This is a genomic window from Porphyromonas gulae DSM 15663 (assembly GCF_000378065.1).
Classification (GTDB): Bacteria; Bacteroidota; Bacteroidia; order Bacteroidales; family Porphyromonadaceae; genus Porphyromonas; species Porphyromonas gulae.
The window spans coordinates 106,467-123,629 of sequence record NZ_KB899149.1 but is presented as its reverse complement, the minus strand read 5'-3'; the positions used below and the strand labels follow the sequence as shown (position 1 = coordinate 123,629).

The following is a 17,163-nucleotide window of genomic DNA, read 5'->3' as shown; positions in this document are numbered from 1 at the left end:
AAGAACCAAGATGAAAAAGTATTTCAAGATCTTCCTTTGGGTGCTGTTGGCCGTTGCAGTGATCGGCACCTTCATGTTCCTCTGGCAAAAATCCAAAGCCAAACCCAAAGAGTACCAAATCGAAACGGTAACCAAGCAAGACACGATCGAGAGCAAGACGGTGATCACCGGTACGGTGGAGCCGCGGGATGAGGTGCTCATCAAGCCACAGATGAACGGTATCGTAGCCGAACTGCTGCACGAAGCCGGCGATGTGGTACAGAGCGGTGACGTGATCGCTCGCCTCACAGTCGTTCCGGAAATGATCCAGCTCAGTCAGGCCGAGAGCCGTGTCCGTATGGCGGAGATTTCATACGAGCAAGGCAAAGAATCCTATACTCGCAGCAAAGATCTTTTCGACAAGTCGGTCATCGCCCGCGAAGAGTTCGAGGCAGCCGAAGCGAATTTCGCCAAAATCAAAGAAGAGCTGTCCAATGCGCGTGAAGCCATGGAGATCGTAAAGAAAGGTGCCAGCAGCCGTACAGCCAAGCAGAGCAATACGCTTGTGCGCAGCACGGTAACGGGTAAGATCTTGAATGTCCCCGTCAAGGTGGGTAATTCGGTCATTCAGGCCAATACGTTCAACGAGGGAACGACCATCGCTTCGATAGCGGATATGAACGATCTGATTTTTGTCGGGAAGATAGACGAGACGGAAGTAGGTCGTATTCGACTGGGTTCTCCCATGCGCATTTCGGTGGGAGCATTGGGGAAAGAAAGTTTTCCTGCCACAGTGGAATACCTTGCGCCCAAGGGCAGCATCGTGAACGGAGCTGTGCTATTCGAAGTGAAAGCCTCGGTACATATTCCAAGCGATAGAGTGATCCGCGCCGGCTATAGTGCCAATGCTGAGATCGTACTCGAAGGAGCCTATGGCGTACCGGCCGTACCCGAAGCTTGTATAGAGTTCAGTGGCGATAGCACTTTTGTGCAGGTGGTAAAAGCAGAGAAGCCGCTACAGACCGAACGCCGTCAGGTGAAAACCGGCGTGTCGAACGGTTCGAATATTGAAATCAAAAGCGGACTTAAAGTCGGTGAAAAGGTGCGTGGAATAGAAAAAACCGAAGAGAAGAAATGAGACGGACAATCCTTCTGACGGCACTGACCGTCCTATCTTCGCTCTCCTTGCTTCGTGCACAGAATGAATCCGGAGTATCGGCCAATCCGGTGTCAGATCTCTCTCTGGAAGACTGTATCCGGATAGCCAAGGAGCGCAACCTGAATCTGCGCAGACAGGAGATCGAACAAGAAAGCCGAATCATCGGTCTCGATGCAGCACGACACAGCTTCCTGCCCACGGTCAATGCCGGCATCGGACACAATTACAGTTTCGGACGCTCGAAAGACAAAACGGGAGTAACCGTAGATCGCTCCTCGATGAATACCAATCTCAGCATCGGAGCGTCGGTGGAAGTATTCAGCGGCACGCGCCGTCTGCACGATCTCAAGCAGCAGAAGTACAACGTCGAGGACGGCATAGCCCGACTTCAAAAAGCGCGTGAAGACCTCAGCCTGCAAATCGCGGCCCTCTATATCAATCTGCTCTTCCGTCAGGAAATGACTCGGACGGCAGAAACACAATTGGCACTCATCCGTGAGCAACGCAATCGCACGGCCGAAATGGTTCGCGTAGGTAAATGGGCAGAGGGTAGACTCCTCGACATAGATGCCCAGATGGCCAAGGACGAACAGCTCCTCGTACAATATCGATCCGAGGAGGAGCTGGCTCGTCTGGACTTGGGGCAAGCCCTCGAACTGGAGCATCCCCAAAGCATTACTGTCAAGGCTCCCGACACAGATGCTCTCGTAGCAGAAAGGTTGGGATCTCTCCTTGCTCCCGAAGAAATCTATCGTACGGCTCTCGGTTTGAAGCCGGTACTGCGTTCGAGCGAGCTGCAAATAGCTTCGGCACGCGAAGGTCTGGCTTCGGCTCGTGCAGCATACTTCCCGACGCTCAGCCTCTCCGCCGGATACAGCAACGGTTACTTCCGCGACCTCGGCAAGGAGTATGCCGCCCTCACCCCCTCCTTCTCCGAACAATGGAAGAACAACGGCAGCTACAGCATCGGACTCTCTTTGAATATCCCCATCTTCTCTGCCATGCAAACGCAAGACCGCATTCGAAGCAGTTGCCTGCAAGTGCGGTCAAGCGAACTCCGACTGGCTGAAGAGAAGAAAGCCCTCTATAAAGAGATCAGGCAAGCATACAGCAATGCAGTGGCAGCCGACAAAGCCATCGCAGCAGCCGAAAACAGCAAGGCAGCTACGCTCAAGGCATACGAATATGCCCGGGACAGCTTCGAGGCCGGTCGCTTGTCTGCTTACGAATATGCCGAAGCCAAAACGAAATACGCCCTCAGCCAAGTGGAAGAACTTCGTGCCAAGTATGACTTCATATACAAAGCCAAGGTTCTGGACTTCTATCGGGGCATAGACTTCTAAAAGATTCCTAAGAAAACTATCTTTGAACCCTCAGTGAGGTGTTCATCAGATCCATCAGGATCCCGACATCGTAGCGGACTCTTCCTTCTCAAGAAGGAGGTGTCCGCTGCAATAATTCTTGTACAGCTATGATGACAAAAACGAAACGTGTCTTGCTCTTTGCTCTGCTGGCATTGCTTATCGTCACGCCCTCTTTATCCGAAGTACGAGTCTATGATGTGTCCCACTACGGACTGAAAGCCGGCACGAAGCAGAACGCATCGCCCATATTGCGCAAACTGCTTGCCCGAATACGAACCGAATGCCGGTCTGGAGACAGTATCGTGCTGCGTTTCTCTTCAGGCACATATCATTTCCATGAGGAGGGAGCCGAAACGCGTACCTATTACATATCCAATCACGATCAGACCAATCCGAAGCGAGTGGGCATGGCCTTGGAGGGATTCCAACGCTTTACACTGGACGGACAAGGGGCACAATTCGTCTTTCACGGACGAATGTTGCCCCTTTCTCTTTTGAACTCCACGGACTGCACCTTACGCGACTTCAGTATCGACTTCGAGAATCCGCATATCGGACAGGTAAAGATATTGAAGAGCGACAGCCTGCAAGGAATGCTCTTCCAAGTAGCTCCATGGGTCAAGTACCGCATCGACAAAGACGGTTTCTTCGAGACCTACGGCGAAGGATGGACAGCTCGTCCGATTTCGGGGATTGCTTTTGAGCCGGGCAGCAAGCATCTGGTCTATAGAACCGGCGACCTCGGTTATTCCACACAGGGAGTAGAAGAACTTGGCACCCGTACCCTTCGTGCTCCCCTCTGGAAAGATACACGCCTCACACCGGGAACTGTGGTAGCCATGCGCACATACTCTCGTCCCGCTCCGGGTATCTTCATGGCGGGCAATCGGAATACCCTCTTACAAAATATCCGCATACACTATGCCGAGGGAATGGGCTTGCTGGCACAGCTATGCGAAAATATCAATCTCTCATCCTTCAACGTCTGCCTGAAAGGGGAGGATGATCCACGCTACTTCACCACACAGGCCGATGCCACCCACTTCTCCGCTTGTAAGGGGAGAATCGTCTCAACGGGTGGACTCTACGAAAATATGATGGACGATGCCATCAATGTCCACGGCACCTACCTCAAAGTCGTCCGCCGTATAGACGACCACACCCTCATCGGACGCTATATGCACCCTCAATCGTGGGGATTCGACTGGGGACAAGTGGGCGACAGCGTGCAATTCATTCGTTCGGCAACAATGGATTTGATCGGCGAAAAGAATCGGTTAGTGGCCATCCGCCCCCATGATAGCGAATCGATACAGGGTGTACGCGAGTTCGTCCTCTCCTTTAGCGAGCCGATCCATCCCGATATAAACGAGAGAGAGGGATTCGGTGTGGAAAACCTTTCATGGACTCCCGAAGTCATCTTCTCCGACAACATCATCCGCAACAATCGCGCTCGCGGCACACTGTTCAGCACACCTCGTCCTGTTTTGGTGGAAAACAATCTCTTCGATCACACATCGGGAACCGCCATCCTGCTCTGCGGCGATTGCAACGGCTGGTACGAAACGGGAGCCTGCCGTCGGGTAGTCATCCGTCGCAATCGCTTCGTCAATGCGCTGACCAATCTGTTCCAGTTCACCAATGCCATTATCTCCATCTACCCCGAAATACCTCGACTCGATGCCCAGCAAGGATTCTTCCACGGAGGAGAGGAGGAAAGCATCCTGATCGAAGACAATGTATTCGACACGTTCGACCTCCCCATCCTGTACGCCAAGTCGGTGGACGGACTGGTCTTCAGGAACAACCGCATAGAGGTAAATACCCGATACCGACCCTTCCACCCCAATCGCAGTCGCTTCCTGCTCGAACGGACCAACAGGGTGAGGATTACCGAATAGAAAGAACCGTCATACTTGCATACATCATGGCAAAACGCTTTGTCCTCTTATCCTTCCTCTTGCTTACATCAGCCCTTGTAAGGGCCTCCGATTATAGGAGAGGTCTCATCATCCGGTTCGATACGCCTAATACCCTGCAAGGGCGTGCCGTTTGGTACGGGGGCCGCCCCGAAATGTGGAGCGGGGACAACAAACCCGAAACGGCAGGCGACACCGCTCAAAATCCCGACCGGGAATGGGAGTCCTGCTCCCTTCCTATCGGCAATGGAAGTATCGGTGCCAACATCATGGGATCGGTGAAGACCGAACGTATCACTTTCAACGAAAAGACACTGTGGAGAGGAGGCCCCAATACGGCTAAAGGAGCCGGTTACTATTGGAATGTGAACAAACAGTCGGCCCACCTCCTGCCTGCCATACGAAAAGCATTTGCAGAAGGGAAAAAAGATGTGGCAGAACGGCTTACTCGAGAGAATTTCAACAGCGAGATTCCCTACGAAGCTTCGCGCGAAAAACCTTTTCGATTCGGCAACTTCACCACGATGGGCGAGTTTTATGTGGAAACCGATCTGAACGAAGACGATCCCGACTCATACCGGCGTATTCTGTCGATAGATTCGGCTCTGGCCGTGGTGCAATTCAGTATGGCCGGCACGGACTATCGACGCTCCTTCTTTATCTCTTATCCCGCCAATGTCATGGTTATGCGGTTCTCCGCCAATCGCGCCAAGAGACAAAACCTCGTTTTCAGCTACGCTCCCAACCCCCTTTCTACGGGACGAATGGCATCCGCCGGGGACGACGGACTCATCTACACGGGCACGCTGGATAACAACGGGATGCAATTCGTCGTCCGCATACGGGTTGCCACACGAGGAGGTACCGTATCGAATGCAGACGGTAAGCTCTCCGTTCGGGATGCCGACGAAGTTGTATTCTATGTAACGGCCGATACGGACTATCGTATCAACTTCGATCCGGACTTCTCCGATCCGAAGACCTATGTCGGTACGGATCCTGTGCAAACGACCCGTACGTGGATAGACCGGGCCTTATCCAAAGGATATGAAGCTCTGTGGCAGGAACATTATGCTGACTACGCATCGCTATTCGATCGTGTCAGATTGAGCCTGAACCCGACGGCGGCATCTCCCGATCTGCCCACCCCCCAACGACTCAAAGAGTATCGCGCCGACAAACCCGACTACGGCTTGGAGGAGCTTTATTATCAATTCGGCCGATACCTGCTCATTGCCTCCTCTCGTCCGGGGAATCTGCCGGCCAATCTGCAAGGGATGTGGCACAACAATGTGGACGGCCCTTGGCGAGTGGACTACCACAACAACATCAATCTTCAGATGAACTATTGGCCGGCTTGCCCTGCCAACCTAAGCGAATGCGTACACCCCCTCATCGATTTTATCCGCACACTGGTCAAGCCCGGCGAACGGACTGCACAAGCTTATTACGGAGCACGAGGTTGGACAGCTTCCATATCCGGCAATATATTCGGCTTCACCTCTCCGCTGGAAAGCACGGACATGTCTTGGAACTTCAATCCCATGGCCGGCCCGTGGCTGGCCACGCATGTATGGGACTACTATGACTATACGCGCGACATCCGATTTCTGCGTGAGACCGGGTACGAACTCCTCAAGAGCAGTGCCCGTTTCGCAGTGGATTATCTATGGAAAAAGCCTGACGGCTCCTACACCGCTGCACCCTCTACATCGCCCGAACATGGGCCGGTGGACGAGGGGGCGACCTTTGTCCATGCAGTCATTCGGGAAGTGCTGGCCGATGCCATCGAAGCCGCCGAGGTATTGGGTGTAGACGAGCAGGAGCGCAAGCAGTGGGAGTCTGTATTGAAAAAGCTTGCCCCCTATCGAATCGGTCGCTATGGACAGCTCATGGAATGGTCGGAGGATATAGACGATCCGGAAAGCCGCCACCGCCACGTCAACCATCTCTTCGGCCTGCACCCGGGCAGTACGATCTCTCCGATCACTACCCCGAAGTTGGCCGAAGCCTCACGCATCGTACTCGAACACCGAGGCGATGGGGCTCCGGGATGGAGTATGGGTTGGAAGCTGAACCAGTGGGCGCGCCTGCACGATGGCAACCATGCTTATATGCTCTTCGGCAATCTGCTGAAAAACGGCACATTGGACAACCTCTGGGATACGCATCCGCCCTTCCAGATAGATGGCAATTTCGGCGGCACGGCAGGTGTCACCGAGATGTTGCTCCAGAGCCATCTCGGCTTCATCCACTTGCTGCCCGCTCTGCCTGATGCATGGGCTGACGGGAGTGTGAGCGGACTTTGTGCCAGAGGCAACTTCGAGATCGCCCTTGAATGGGCGGACGGGAAACTCACCCGAGCGACCATCCTCTCCAAAAGCGGCTCCCCCTGCACGCTGCGCTACGGCTCCCTTACCAAGACATTCCAAACCGTTGCAGGCCGGGAGTATATCCTCGATGGAAATTTGATGATGAATTGACCTGATCGTCACGTCTTCGCACTTCGTCAGCAGTCTGCCTCGAAGAAGAACGAACGGACGTTTTCGGCAATACGAAATACGAGCCGAAAACGCTCCGATTGTGGCGCGTGAATCCTGAAGAAACGGCGCGAGATTTTTTTCGTTTTGGCGCGAGAATTTTTTACTTCTCGAACCAAAACGAAAACTTTCTCGCGCCACATTTTTTGGCAGGTTAATAGAGAAAAAAATGGTGCGTAGACGCTGCAATACAGATGACAGCCCCATGTCTTTCAAATCGGTTCGTACAGGACGCTCCGGCCACTCGTCGGACCTCCTATGGAGAACTCGCCCTATTGACCTCTTCGGTTCGCTTATGATGGGGGAGTGGTATTGGGGTGGGAAGCTTTTGGCAGGCTTTTATGCTTTTGTTCGTGCTATCTAAAGTAAAGCTGCGCTAAAAACTGGGATAGATTTGTTTATCTTCGTTTATTCTTTTGGGACGAAAATATATAAGACATTCGTTGGGCAATGCTGCTAAAATACTTTTTCAAAGGAGAAGCCTCCGGCTTCCGATCATTATTCTTCTCTCTTCTTTTTATTGCTATCCACGCATCGACTATCGAAGCACAGTCGCCTATGCCCGATGATGAACGGGTGGCATGGGAATACGCCCGGCGGCTATATCCGGAGAGAGAGACGCTCAGCCTTTCCAGAGCAGCCCTCCCTGCCGGCATTCCGGCTTCCGCCTTCAACATAGGCGATCGGGAAGGGTTTGTCCTCGTATCCTCCGGGACAAGTGCTCCTACACAGATACTCGGCTATAGCCGAGAAGGGCGGTTCGATTACGAGCCGGCACCTCCGGCTCTCAAAGCACTGCTTTCGATCCATTCGGATGCCTCCGATGATGGCACACGCGGAAGCAGCTACAACCCGACAGGACCTTTGCTAAGCACGAAGTGGGGACAGAATGCCCCTTTCAACTTGCTTACGCCCCTCGTCAATGGAAGCCAGTCCCCCACCGGTTGCGGAGCTACATCGATGGCGCAGGTAGTGGCTCATTATCGTTACCCCGAGAAAGCTACAGGACAGATCGACTACACGACTTCCAACAGCCAGATAGCGATTTCAATGAGCCTCGACACCATTCCCTTGGATTGGGACAATATGATAGACACTTACGAAGAGGGAGCATACAGCACCCTCGAAGCCAAAGCCGTTGCCAATCTGATGCTGGCTTGCGGTGTGGGGATGCAGATGAATTACGGTGCCGGTGGCAGCAGTGCATACATCCACAAACTGGACTTCTGCCTCCGCCGCTACTTCGGCTATGAATCTTTTTCACGCAATCAGGTGGTGCATCAGGTTCCGCAGGACGAATGGCATGCTTATATCGCAGCGGATATGGAGCGAGGGCTTCCGATCATATATCTGGCCAATACCAACGGATACGGCGGACATATATTCGTGCTGGACGGAATAGATGCGGAAGGGCGTATCCATATCAACTGGGGATGGAAAGGCTATGCCGATGGCTACTATTCGCTCGGCTTCTTCAATCCGCAAAGCCAAAAGCGTGGCTACAACGACAATGCCATTATGATCACAAACATCCGTCCGGCAATAGAGGAGATAGACGAGAATATCCTTTCGTGGAGTACCAAGCCTTTTCTCTACATGGGCGAGAATAAAAAGATGGAATATGCCGTAGCCCATCTTTATACGGCTACAGATCTGCTTCCTCATGGGGGAAAAAGCATCGAAAGCATCGAAATTTTCCCCGGCGAGGAGCAGTGCTCGTATCGCCTCTGCATATGGGGCGATGCGTCTCGGCAGGAGCTGCTGTTCGAGCAGGAGGTGACGGGATTCAAGGCCGGGGATCCTTTCCGCGTACAACTCTCTACGCCTTTTGTCATCCCATCGGGCAAAGATCTGTACATAGGCTACACGGCCGATGCCTCAAAAGGCTATCCCATGGGTATCGATGCCGGTCCGGCCATGCTTGGCAAGGGCGATTTGTACGTCATGAATCCATCGGAAGGTGCTCCTTTCGCCTCCATCAACAGAAGGGATACGAAGTTGGATCTCAATTTCTACCTGCGCGCCTATCTGAAAGGGTCTAATGCCATCGGACCGATCGGCTCAGGGTATAGGGTTTATCCCAATCCTGCATCGGATCATATTACCGTAGAATATCCGCAGAGTCTGCCGGAGGGGCGGACGATATACCTGTTCGACAATGAAGGCCGAGTAGTGGCCAAAGCCCGGACATCCGCTACGACTGTGCGCATGGACCTGCATCACCTTCCGGCAGGGGTCTACTTCCTTCACGACGGCACCATGGCCGAAAAGATAGTCAAACGTTAGTACCACACATCCTCCAGGCATCAGAACAAAGATGAAAAGAAGGCTTCTATCGCTGCTACTACTGTACATACTCTCTTCCATCGGACTTTCCGCTCAGCGGTTTCCTATGGCACAAGGGCTTGAATTGCGTACCGACTCGCTTTCGACACTGTCCAAACGTCCTTGGCGCGCCATCGGCAAAACGATAGGTGTGAATCTGGCTGTATGGGGCTTCGATCACTACATCATGAACGAAGACTTTGCAGACATCAGCTGGCAGACGATCAAGAACAACTTCCAGACAGGCTTCGGCTGGGACAATGACAAGTTCGTCACCAACCTCTTCGCACATCCTTATCACGGATCCCTCTACTTCAATGCAGCGAGGTCGAACGGTCTGAGCTTCAGGCACTCTGCTCCCTTTGCCTTCTTCGGCAGTCTGATGTGGGAGCTGCTCATGGAGACCGAACCGCCCAGCATCAACGACCTCTTTGCCACGACCATAGGCGGTGTAGCCTTGGGAGAGATGGGGCATAGACTGTCCGATCTGCTCATAGACAATCGAACCACAGGATGGGAACGTACGGGGCGTGAGGTAGCTGCAGCACTGATCAATCCGATGCGCTTTCTCAACCGCTTGACAGCCGGAGAGGTCACTTCCGTGGGAAGTAGGAGTGGCCGCGTGTTCCAATCTGTCCCTATAAATATCATCGTCGATGCAGGCTTTCGGTTTTTGGCGGACAAGCGGCATGCCCGAACCGGTGCCACGGCTCTGACCCTGAATCTGAGATTCGACTACGGCGATCCATTCCGAAGCGAAACTTTCTCTCCATACGATTTCTTCCAATTCAAAGCCGGATTGAGCTTCTCCGAATCGCAACCTCTGCTGAGCCAGATCAATCTGATCGGGATCCTGAGCGGACTCCAGCTGCTCGCACGCGAACGAACGGTTTTGGTGGGAGGTCTCTTTCAGCACTTCGACTACTACAATTCGGAAAAACGCATAAGCAAGAATTCGGAAGAGATACTCGTCACCCCTTACCGTATCTCGCAAGTGGCGGCTTTGGGTGGCGGCCTTATCTTCCGGCATCGTGGGAGACTGAGGCATAGGCCTCTGCATCTGTATGCCGAAACCTACCTGAATGCCGTACCGATGGGTGCCAGTCTCTCGGATCACTACAACGTGGACAATCGGGACTATAACCTCGGCACCGGATTCAGCGGCAAGGCATTTCTGGGAGCTACATACAACGATCTCTGGAGTTTGCTCATCGGTTTAGAGACCTACCACCTATATACATGGATCGGACACGAAGAACCTGAACAGGGAAAGAGCGACGTCAGCTCTTTTCTGGTGCAGGGCGACGAAAGCAAAGCGTGCCTGCTGGTGACGAGTTCGGAGTTTGCATTCCATCCGGGGCCTTGGCATGTAGCCATCGTGGGGCGTCGATTCATCCGCAAAACAGCCTACAAATTCTACCCAAACGTGTCATTCGATACCGGCGACATACAGCTGCGTGTCGGATTTCATTTCTAATCCCCAATCTTTAATAATGAATCCCTTCTTACAACCCTTCGATACGCCTTTCGGCAGTTACCCCTTCGACAAAATTTCGATAGCGGACTTCAAGGAAGCATTCGCGTATGCCTTAGCAGAAAAACGGGCAGAAGCAGATGCCATCATCAACAGTACCGAACCGCCGACTTTCGCCAATACGATCTTAGCACTGGAGCTGTGTGGCGAAAAGCTGGAGCTTGTCTGTGGAGCTTTCTTCAATCTCCTGCATGCCGACAGCAACGACGAACTGATGAATCTCTCCCAAGAGATAATGCCCGAACTGACCCGTCTCAGTACGGATATAGCCCTGAGCGAACCCTTGTTCGGGCGCATCCGGACTGTATGGGAGAGCGATGAGAAAGAAAAGCTATCGGAGGAAGAAAAACGCCTTCTGTACAATTGCTATCGGGGCTTTGTCGATAGTGGAGCACTCCTTCCTACTGAGAAAAAAGACCGGCTGCGTACCCTGTCCGAAGAGATGAGTATGGCGTCCTTGACCTTCGGACAGAATGTGCTCAAGGACGAGAAACGCTACAAACTCCACCTCAGCGATCCGGCAGCTGTGGCGGGGATGCCCGAGACGGCTCTTGCACTCGCTTCGGAGAAAGCCCGGCGAGAGGGCTATACGTACGGTTGGCTTTTCGACCTTTCTGCTCCGAGCTATTTTGCTTTTATGAAGCACTGTCCCGATGGGAACCTGCGCCGGCAGATGTATGAAGCGAAAATGTGTGTGGGCTTCGTAGACAATGAGTATAACAATGAGGCTCTGGTCCGTAGAATGGTGAACGGCCGTCTCGAAGAGGCCCGGCTCTTGGGCTACGACACCTTTGCCCACTTTGCCCTTCATGACAGAATGGCCAAGAACCCCAAAGCAGTCCAAGAGCTGCTGGACAAACTACTGGATGCGTACAAACCCAAAGCGACAGAAGAGTTGGAGATGATCCGCCAATGGGCTGCCAACAAGACATCCGAGGCCGATAACTTCACGATACAACCATGGGATTGGGCATACTTCTCAGAACAGTACAAACAGGCCCACTACGATCTGGACGATGAGATGATGCGCCCATACTTCGAATTAGGGCGCGTCACACGTGGTATCTTCGGCTTGGCCAACCGACTGTACGGGCTTCATTTCTCCGAACGGACGGATGTGCCGGTCTATCATCCGGATGTAAAGGTGTACGAAGTGTCGGATGAGGACGGCTCTTATATCGGTCTGCTCTACACGGATTTCTTCCCACGCGAAGGCAAGCAAAACGGAGCATGGATGAACAACCTCCGAGATCAGTCCGAGCATCAGCATCCGCACATTATCATCGTGATGAACTTCACCCCTCCTTCGGCGGACAAGCCTTCGCTCCTGACGGCAGGTGAGGTGGAGACTTTCCTGCACGAGTTCGGTCATGCCCTGCATGGCATGCTGTCCAAATGCCGCTTCAGCTCCTTGTCCGGCACCTCAGTAGCCCGTGACTTCGTGGAGCTTCCCAGCCAAATAATGGAAAACTGGCTGACGGAGAAGGAGTTCCTCGACACCTTTGCCCGCCATTATATAACGGATGAACCTATGCCTCGGGAATTGGTGGAGAAACTCCTCTCGGCACGGAATTACCTCGCAGCAAGCGGCGCATGCCGTCAGCTCAGCTTCGGCTATCTCGACATGGCATGGCACGGATTATCTGCTCCGGTGGATGACAAATTGGACATCAAGGCTTTTGAAGAGGCCGCTTGGTCGAAAGCTCTTATCCTGCCCCCTTCACCCCCGAATGCCGTGATGAGCACGGCCTTCGGTCATATATTCTCGGGAGGCTATGCAGCCGGATACTATGGTTACAAATGGGCGGAAGTGCTGGATGCCGATGCTTTCGCAGCTTTCAAGGAAGTGGGCATTTTCGATCGCGAGGTAGCCGGTCGTTTCCGTCGTGAGATATTGGAGAGAGGCGATACGGCTGATGCCATGGAACTGTATGTAGCTTTCCGCGGACATGAGCCGGACATTGCTCCCTTGCTGAAGCGTACCGGCTTGGCTTAGCTCCCATTCACACAGTCTCAGTACCACGCAAAACGTAAGCCCGAAAGCGACGTATCACTTTCGGGCTTACTGTCTTTGTCCTGTTTTGGGTACCTGCTTCTAAGATAGCAGGGGATATGATTTACTGGCGAATGCCGAGCTTCTTGGCGATGGCTGCAGGGATAGCCTTCTTGTGCACGATGATATTCATCGTCTTACCGGCTACGAAGTTGTAAGAAGCATACCAGATGCCCTTGTACTTACCGGTTTCGCCCCATGAGTTCTTCACCATGAAGAACTTACGTCCGTTCTGGTTCTTGGCGATACCATAGATAACCATACCGTGGTCATCGGTGAGGGTGTACTCATCGTAACCTTTCTGACGGAACTCCTGTGTGGGGTTGATTTCGGGACAATCGGCACTATTAACCGTGCGAACGATCTCTGCCTGCTTTTCGGCACGGCTCAATCCTACCCAACGATCCTGATCCGATCCTTTGGCTTCGATGCCTTCCACGTCGGCCAATACGCCGATACCATCACGCGTAAAGCCCACTTCGCTTACGTCCGAACCCCATGCGATGGAATAGCCGTTGTTGATGGCATACTCCATCGTCTCCATCAGCTCGTTGATGGGCATGTTATAGGAGAGAGAGCCGCGCCAGTTGTCTTCGATTTCGAGAGCAAACTGTGTGTAGAAAGGATGATGTGTGTAAGAAGTCAGCGATACATAGTCGTCGGCATTAAGGCCGAGATACTGAGCAAAGCTCTTCGGCGTGTAGGTCTTACCTTCATAAGTGAAAGTTTCAGGACATGTGCCGAGGTAGCTGTCGATGATCCCGTCATAGGCTTTTTTCCATGCAGGAGTGAGCTTGCCGTTAGGGTTCGTCACGATAGCTTTGAGGTAAGCCAGAGCACCGTCGGCCAATTCGCTGTGTGCATTCTTCTTCGTACCATAGTTCAGGCCTTCCATGACTGACTGCGGAACGACGCCGTAGTGCTTCACCACATAAAGAACATCGTAGAAAGAGCCGCCCTGTCCGAAGTTCAGCTTACCGTGCAGACGCACATACTTCTCACCCTTGTCCTTGTAGGACTGAGCTACGGAGTGCATTTCGGCCAAGTCCACTGCAGGTTTTCCCATACGGAGGATTTCGCTTTCGAGGAATCCTAATGCAGAGTATGACCAGCATGTACCTGAATTGGCCTGATCTTTCACCGGCGTAATGGGCACTTCTTTAATAGTAGTGAACCGATTCTCTACAACGTCAGCACTCTTCTGTTGAGCTTGTACGACGAAACCGCTGCAAACAACTGCCGCAGCGAGCAAAAGCGTTTTCTTCATTCTATGTTTTTGATTTTTAATGGTGAGTGATTTTCTCATATAGTCGCAAATATAAGAATATCTACCCATTCGATTCCTAAATACCGACCGTCCGAACAAGAGGGAATATCCCATACAGCGGCTTAGGTATAAAGAAAGAGGCTGTGGCGAAGGAAAAAATTCCTTTCGCCACAGCCTCTCGTCATGAGGTGGAAGGAGATCTAAGATCAGTCTTTGATCGCTATGATCTCTATTTCCACCAATCCGTTCTTCGGCAGCGTCTTAACGGCAACAGCAGAACGAGCAGGGAAGTCGCCGGTAAATTGCTTCTCGTAAACGGCATTCATCGCTGCAAAATCACTCATATCGGCCAAAAAACAAGTGGTCTTTACCACATTGGCAATTGTGAGTCCCGCTTCTTCGAGGATAGCTCGAATGTTCTTGAATACTTGTTCGGTCTGCTCTGTTACTCCGCCGGGAACAAAATTCCCCGTGGCGGGATCGAGACCTAATTGTCCGGAAGCATAGAGCATATTACCTACTAGAATAGCCTGACTGTATGGCCCGATTGCGGCCGGTGCATTCTTTGTGTTGATTACCTTTTTCATTGCGTACTGTTTTTTATTTGGATTATGAATTTGATGATTGCAGTCTTTGCTGTCGCACTACCTCGTAAATAACGATACCGGCCGCAACGGAGACGTTCAACGAGCCTATGGCCCCCATCTGCGGAATAGCCACTATGGCGTCAGCCATCCTAAGCGTATCGGGCGATGGCCCGACATCCTCCGCACCCATGACTATACCCAAAGGCAGCTGCATGGGCACATCGGTATATAGATCTGCTGCCTTTTCCGAAGCAGCGACTATGCGTATACCGTATTCTTGCAGGCTACGGATGGCTCCCGGAATAGAAGTCACGCGACAAACCGGAATACGATGCAAGGCTCCGGCAGAAGTCTTGATGGCATCTCCACCCACCGAAACGCTACCTCTTTCGGGAATAATGATGGCATCCACCCCTGCACACTCTGCTGTACGAGCAATAGCCCCGAAGTTTCGCACATCGGTGATACCATCGAGTAGCAAGAGGAAGGGTGTCTTACCCTCTTCATAGAGCATCGGTATGAGTTGATCCAAACGAGTATATTCGATGGCAGAAAGAATGGCTACTACCCCTTGGTGATTCTTGGAGGTAAGCCTGTCCAACTTCTCTGTCGGCACATGCATCACCGGCACGAACCGCTCTGCGGCCTCTCGAATGATTGCATCGATCTGCTCTGTCTTGAGCCCCCGACGAATAAAGATCTTGTCGATCTCTTTGCCTGCTTCGAAGGCCTCCGATATGGAGTGCAGGCCGAATATCATTTTGTCATTCTTCATCTTGCTAAAAGCTCTTTGGCTGCGGCCAGGGCCACATCCGTCAGGTTGTTTCCGCTCTGCATGCGGGCTATCTCTCGTATCCGTTCCTCGGAGGTCAATTCCCGAATGAAAGTGCGCGCCCGTTCGCCTGTTTCATCTTTATAGACAAAGTAGTGCCGCTCCCCACGAGCTGCTATTTGGGGCAGATGCGTGATGGCGAGCACTTGCATACCTCGCCCCATGTGAGCCATAATCTCTCCCATGAGGTCAGCCACTTCACCCGATACGCCGGTATCTATCTCATCGAAAACGATGGCCGGCAAAGAACGTTTGTCCGCAATGAGAGCTTTCAGGCATAGCATCAGGCGAGCGATCTCTCCTCCTGAAGCAATCTCCGATACCGGCTCCGGCTCCATCTGCTTATTCGCCGAAAACAAAAAAACGACCTTGTCTGCTCCGTGAGGGCCATATTCTGTCGAGCGAATATCAACGACAAAACGAACATGAGGCATATTGAGTTTGCGCAAGGATTCGCACAAAGAGGTTTCCAAAGCAGAAGCCGCCCGAATACGTTCTTCGGTCAACATCGATGCCTTGGCCTCAATCTCCTTATAAAGGATTAGGACTTCTTGCTCAAGTCGGCTTATCTCTTCTTCATCGGTGCTGATCCTTGAGAGGCGTTCGGTCAGATCGTCTCGTATGGCAATAAGAGCATCGCTGCTATCGGCATTGTAACGATGCAGGAGCGAGTGAATTTCATCCAGCCTACCCGTCACAGCATTCAATCTTTCCGGTTCGTAGGAGACATCGTCCGAACGCCGCCCCAAATCCGATGCAATATCGGCCAACTCTATTCGAACATCGCGTACTCGCTGTCGGTAAGAAACCGAGTCGGGATAATAGCTCTCTATGGAGACCAAAGCATCCTCCACTTTGTTCAGCCCCGACAGTAGTCCTCCCTCATCGTCGGAGAGAAGGCTATAGGAACGCCCCAGCTCTCTTTTAATGTCCAAGGCATGCGTCAGCATGGACTGCTCTTCTTGCAAACGAGTTTCTTCTCCCGATTCGAGACCGGCCTTATCCAATTGCTCGAAACGAAACTGCCAATAGTCATACTCCGATGCTGTCGCGGTGGCTGCCTTACGAAGGTCTTCCAGCTTTTGTTTTTTTTCGGCATACACCCGATAGGCCTTCCTGTAGCCGGTATATAAATCGGGTTTTCCGCTATAAGCATCCAGTACGTTGAGCTGGAATAAGCTGTCACCGAGCAGGAGGTTTTTGTGCTGAGAATGGATGTCGATCAGGAAGTCAGCCAACTCACGAAGAGCCGTCAATGGAGCAGGCGTATCATTTACGAAAGCGCGACTTTTGCCTTTGGAGGATATTTCGCGGCGGATAGTGCATTCGTCCGGATCGAAGTCCAAGTCGTAGCGATCCAATACGGTTTTCATCTCCGGAACGAATCCAGTAAAACGCCCTTCTACTATGCAGCGATCTGTACCGGGTGCAATAGCCGAAGTATCGGCACGCCCCCCGACAAGCAGCCCCAAAGCACCTAAGAGAATACTTTTTCCTGCACCGGTTTCTCCTGTGATCACAGAAAAATGAGGGGCAAAATCAATATCAAGCCGGTCGATCAGAACGTAGTTGGCAATATGCAAAGAGGCTAACATCCCGAAAAA

At 52.4% G+C, this 17,163-nt stretch carries 14 protein-coding genes; 9 read left to right on the top strand and 5 right to left on the bottom strand.

Going from position 1 to position 17,163, the window contains the following annotated elements:
• Positions 1 to 10: 10 nt before the first annotated feature.
• From F452_RS0101750 to F452_RS0101735, 4 genes are all read left to right on the top strand, one after another.
• A complete protein-coding gene (locus F452_RS0101750) occupies positions 11 to 1,117 on the top strand; it encodes an efflux RND transporter periplasmic adaptor subunit (protein WP_018964547.1) in 1,107 nt (368 codons plus the stop codon).
• Positions 1,114 to 2,481: a TolC family protein gene (locus tag F452_RS0101745; protein WP_018964546.1), complete on the top strand. Its 1,368-nt coding sequence runs from the start codon at positions 1,114 to 1,116 to the stop codon at positions 2,479 to 2,481. Before F452_RS0101750 ends, F452_RS0101745 begins: the two co-directional genes overlap by 4 nt.
• Positions 2,482 to 2,609: 128 nt before the next feature.
• Entirely contained in the window at positions 2,610 to 4,403 is a 1,794-nt protein-coding gene (locus F452_RS0101740; RefSeq protein WP_018964545.1) for a right-handed parallel beta-helix repeat-containing protein, read from the top strand.
• A gap of 26 nt (positions 4,404 to 4,429) precedes the next feature.
• On the top strand, positions 4,430 to 6,904 hold the full coding sequence (locus tag F452_RS0101735; protein WP_026292100.1) for a glycosyl hydrolase family 95 catalytic domain-containing protein: 2,475 nt from the start codon (positions 4,430 to 4,432) through the stop codon (positions 6,902 to 6,904).
• Positions 6,905 to 6,930: 26 nt separating this feature from the next.
• Here F452_RS0101735 and F452_RS11250 read toward each other — a convergent pair whose 3' ends face one another.
• Positions 6,931 to 7,080, bottom strand: a complete 150-nt coding sequence (locus F452_RS11250) for a DUF1661 domain-containing protein (protein ID WP_152567039.1) — start codon at positions 7,078 to 7,080, stop codon at positions 6,931 to 6,933.
• Here F452_RS11250 and F452_RS11835 point away from each other — a divergent pair.
• The 5 genes from F452_RS11835 to F452_RS0101710 all read left to right on the top strand — a co-directional run bounded on the left by F452_RS11835 (position 7,049) and on the right by F452_RS0101710 (position 12,816).
• Entirely contained in the window at positions 7,049 to 7,141 is a 93-nt protein-coding gene (locus tag F452_RS11835; protein ID WP_160224176.1) for a DUF1661 domain-containing protein, read from the top strand. The two genes, F452_RS11250 and F452_RS11835, sit on opposite strands and share 32 nt — an antisense overlap.
• Positions 7,131 to 7,325, top strand: a complete 195-nt coding sequence (locus F452_RS0101725) for a hypothetical protein (RefSeq protein WP_018964542.1) — start codon at positions 7,131 to 7,133, stop codon at positions 7,323 to 7,325. Before F452_RS11835 ends, F452_RS0101725 begins: the two co-directional genes overlap by 11 nt.
• Before the next feature lie 86 nt (positions 7,326 to 7,411).
• Positions 7,412 to 9,247: a C10 family peptidase gene (locus tag F452_RS11095; protein WP_018964541.1), complete on the top strand. Its 1,836-nt coding sequence runs from the start codon at positions 7,412 to 7,414 to the stop codon at positions 9,245 to 9,247.
• Between the two features lie 31 nt (positions 9,248 to 9,278).
• Positions 9,279 to 10,763, top strand: coding sequence for a DUF3943 domain-containing protein (locus tag F452_RS0101715; protein ID WP_026292099.1), 1,485 nt, complete (start codon positions 9,279 to 9,281; stop codon positions 10,761 to 10,763).
• Between the two features lie 16 nt (positions 10,764 to 10,779).
• A complete protein-coding gene (locus F452_RS0101710; protein WP_018964539.1) occupies positions 10,780 to 12,816 on the top strand; it encodes a M3 family metallopeptidase in 2,037 nt (678 codons plus the stop codon).
• A 121-nt stretch (positions 12,817 to 12,937) separates the two neighbouring features.
• On the opposite strand, the gene F452_RS0101705 is transcribed toward F452_RS0101710, so the two are convergent.
• From F452_RS0101705 to recN, 4 genes are all read right to left on the bottom strand, one after another.
• A complete protein-coding gene (locus F452_RS0101705; RefSeq protein WP_018964538.1) occupies positions 12,938 to 14,140 on the bottom strand; it encodes a C1 family peptidase in 1,203 nt (400 codons plus the stop codon).
• 206 nt (positions 14,141 to 14,346) lie between these two features.
• Entirely contained in the window at positions 14,347 to 14,727 is a 381-nt protein-coding gene (locus tag F452_RS0101700; protein ID WP_018964537.1) for a RidA family protein, read from the bottom strand.
• Between the two features lie 22 nt (positions 14,728 to 14,749).
• The gene (gene rlmB / locus F452_RS0101695) at positions 14,750 to 15,502 is read right to left on the bottom strand and encodes a 23S rRNA (guanosine(2251)-2'-O)-methyltransferase RlmB (protein ID WP_018964536.1); all 753 of its coding nucleotides are present in this window, start codon (positions 15,500 to 15,502) and stop codon (positions 14,750 to 14,752) included.
• Positions 15,499 to 17,154, bottom strand: a complete 1,656-nt coding sequence (recN, locus tag F452_RS0101690) for a DNA repair protein RecN (protein WP_018964535.1) — start codon at positions 17,152 to 17,154, stop codon at positions 15,499 to 15,501. Before recN ends, rlmB begins: the two co-directional genes overlap by 4 nt.
• Between the last annotated feature and the right edge of the window lie 9 nt (positions 17,155 to 17,163).

Coding starts and splice junctions, on each gene's coding strand:
- F452_RS0101740 (WP_018964545.1), top strand. CDS start 2,610: ATGATGACAAAAACGAAACGTGTCTTGCTCTTTGCTCTGCTGGCATTG.
- F452_RS0101725 (WP_018964542.1), top strand. CDS start 7,131: ATGGTGCGTAGACGCTGCAATACAGATGACAGCCCCATGTCTTTCAAA.
- F452_RS0101700 (WP_018964537.1), bottom strand. CDS start 14,727: ATGAAAAAGGTAATCAACACAAAGAATGCACCGGCCGCAATCGGGCCA.
- F452_RS0101710 (WP_018964539.1), top strand. CDS start 10,780: ATGAATCCCTTCTTACAACCCTTCGATACGCCTTTCGGCAGTTACCCC.
- F452_RS0101735 (WP_026292100.1), top strand. CDS start 4,430: ATGGCAAAACGCTTTGTCCTCTTATCCTTCCTCTTGCTTACATCAGCC.
- F452_RS0101745 (WP_018964546.1), top strand. CDS start 1,114: ATGAGACGGACAATCCTTCTGACGGCACTGACCGTCCTATCTTCGCTC.
- F452_RS0101750 (WP_018964547.1), top strand. CDS start 11: ATGAAAAAGTATTTCAAGATCTTCCTTTGGGTGCTGTTGGCCGTTGCA.
- F452_RS0101715 (WP_026292099.1), top strand. CDS start 9,279: ATGAAAAGAAGGCTTCTATCGCTGCTACTACTGTACATACTCTCTTCC.
- F452_RS0101705 (WP_018964538.1), bottom strand. CDS start 14,140: ATGAAGAAAACGCTTTTGCTCGCTGCGGCAGTTGTTTGCAGCGGTTTC.
- F452_RS11095 (WP_018964541.1), top strand. CDS start 7,412: ATGCTGCTAAAATACTTTTTCAAAGGAGAAGCCTCCGGCTTCCGATCA.
- rlmB (WP_018964536.1), bottom strand. CDS start 15,502: ATGAAGAATGACAAAATGATATTCGGCCTGCACTCCATATCGGAGGCC.
- recN (WP_018964535.1), bottom strand. CDS start 17,154: ATGTTAGCCTCTTTGCATATTGCCAACTACGTTCTGATCGACCGGCTT.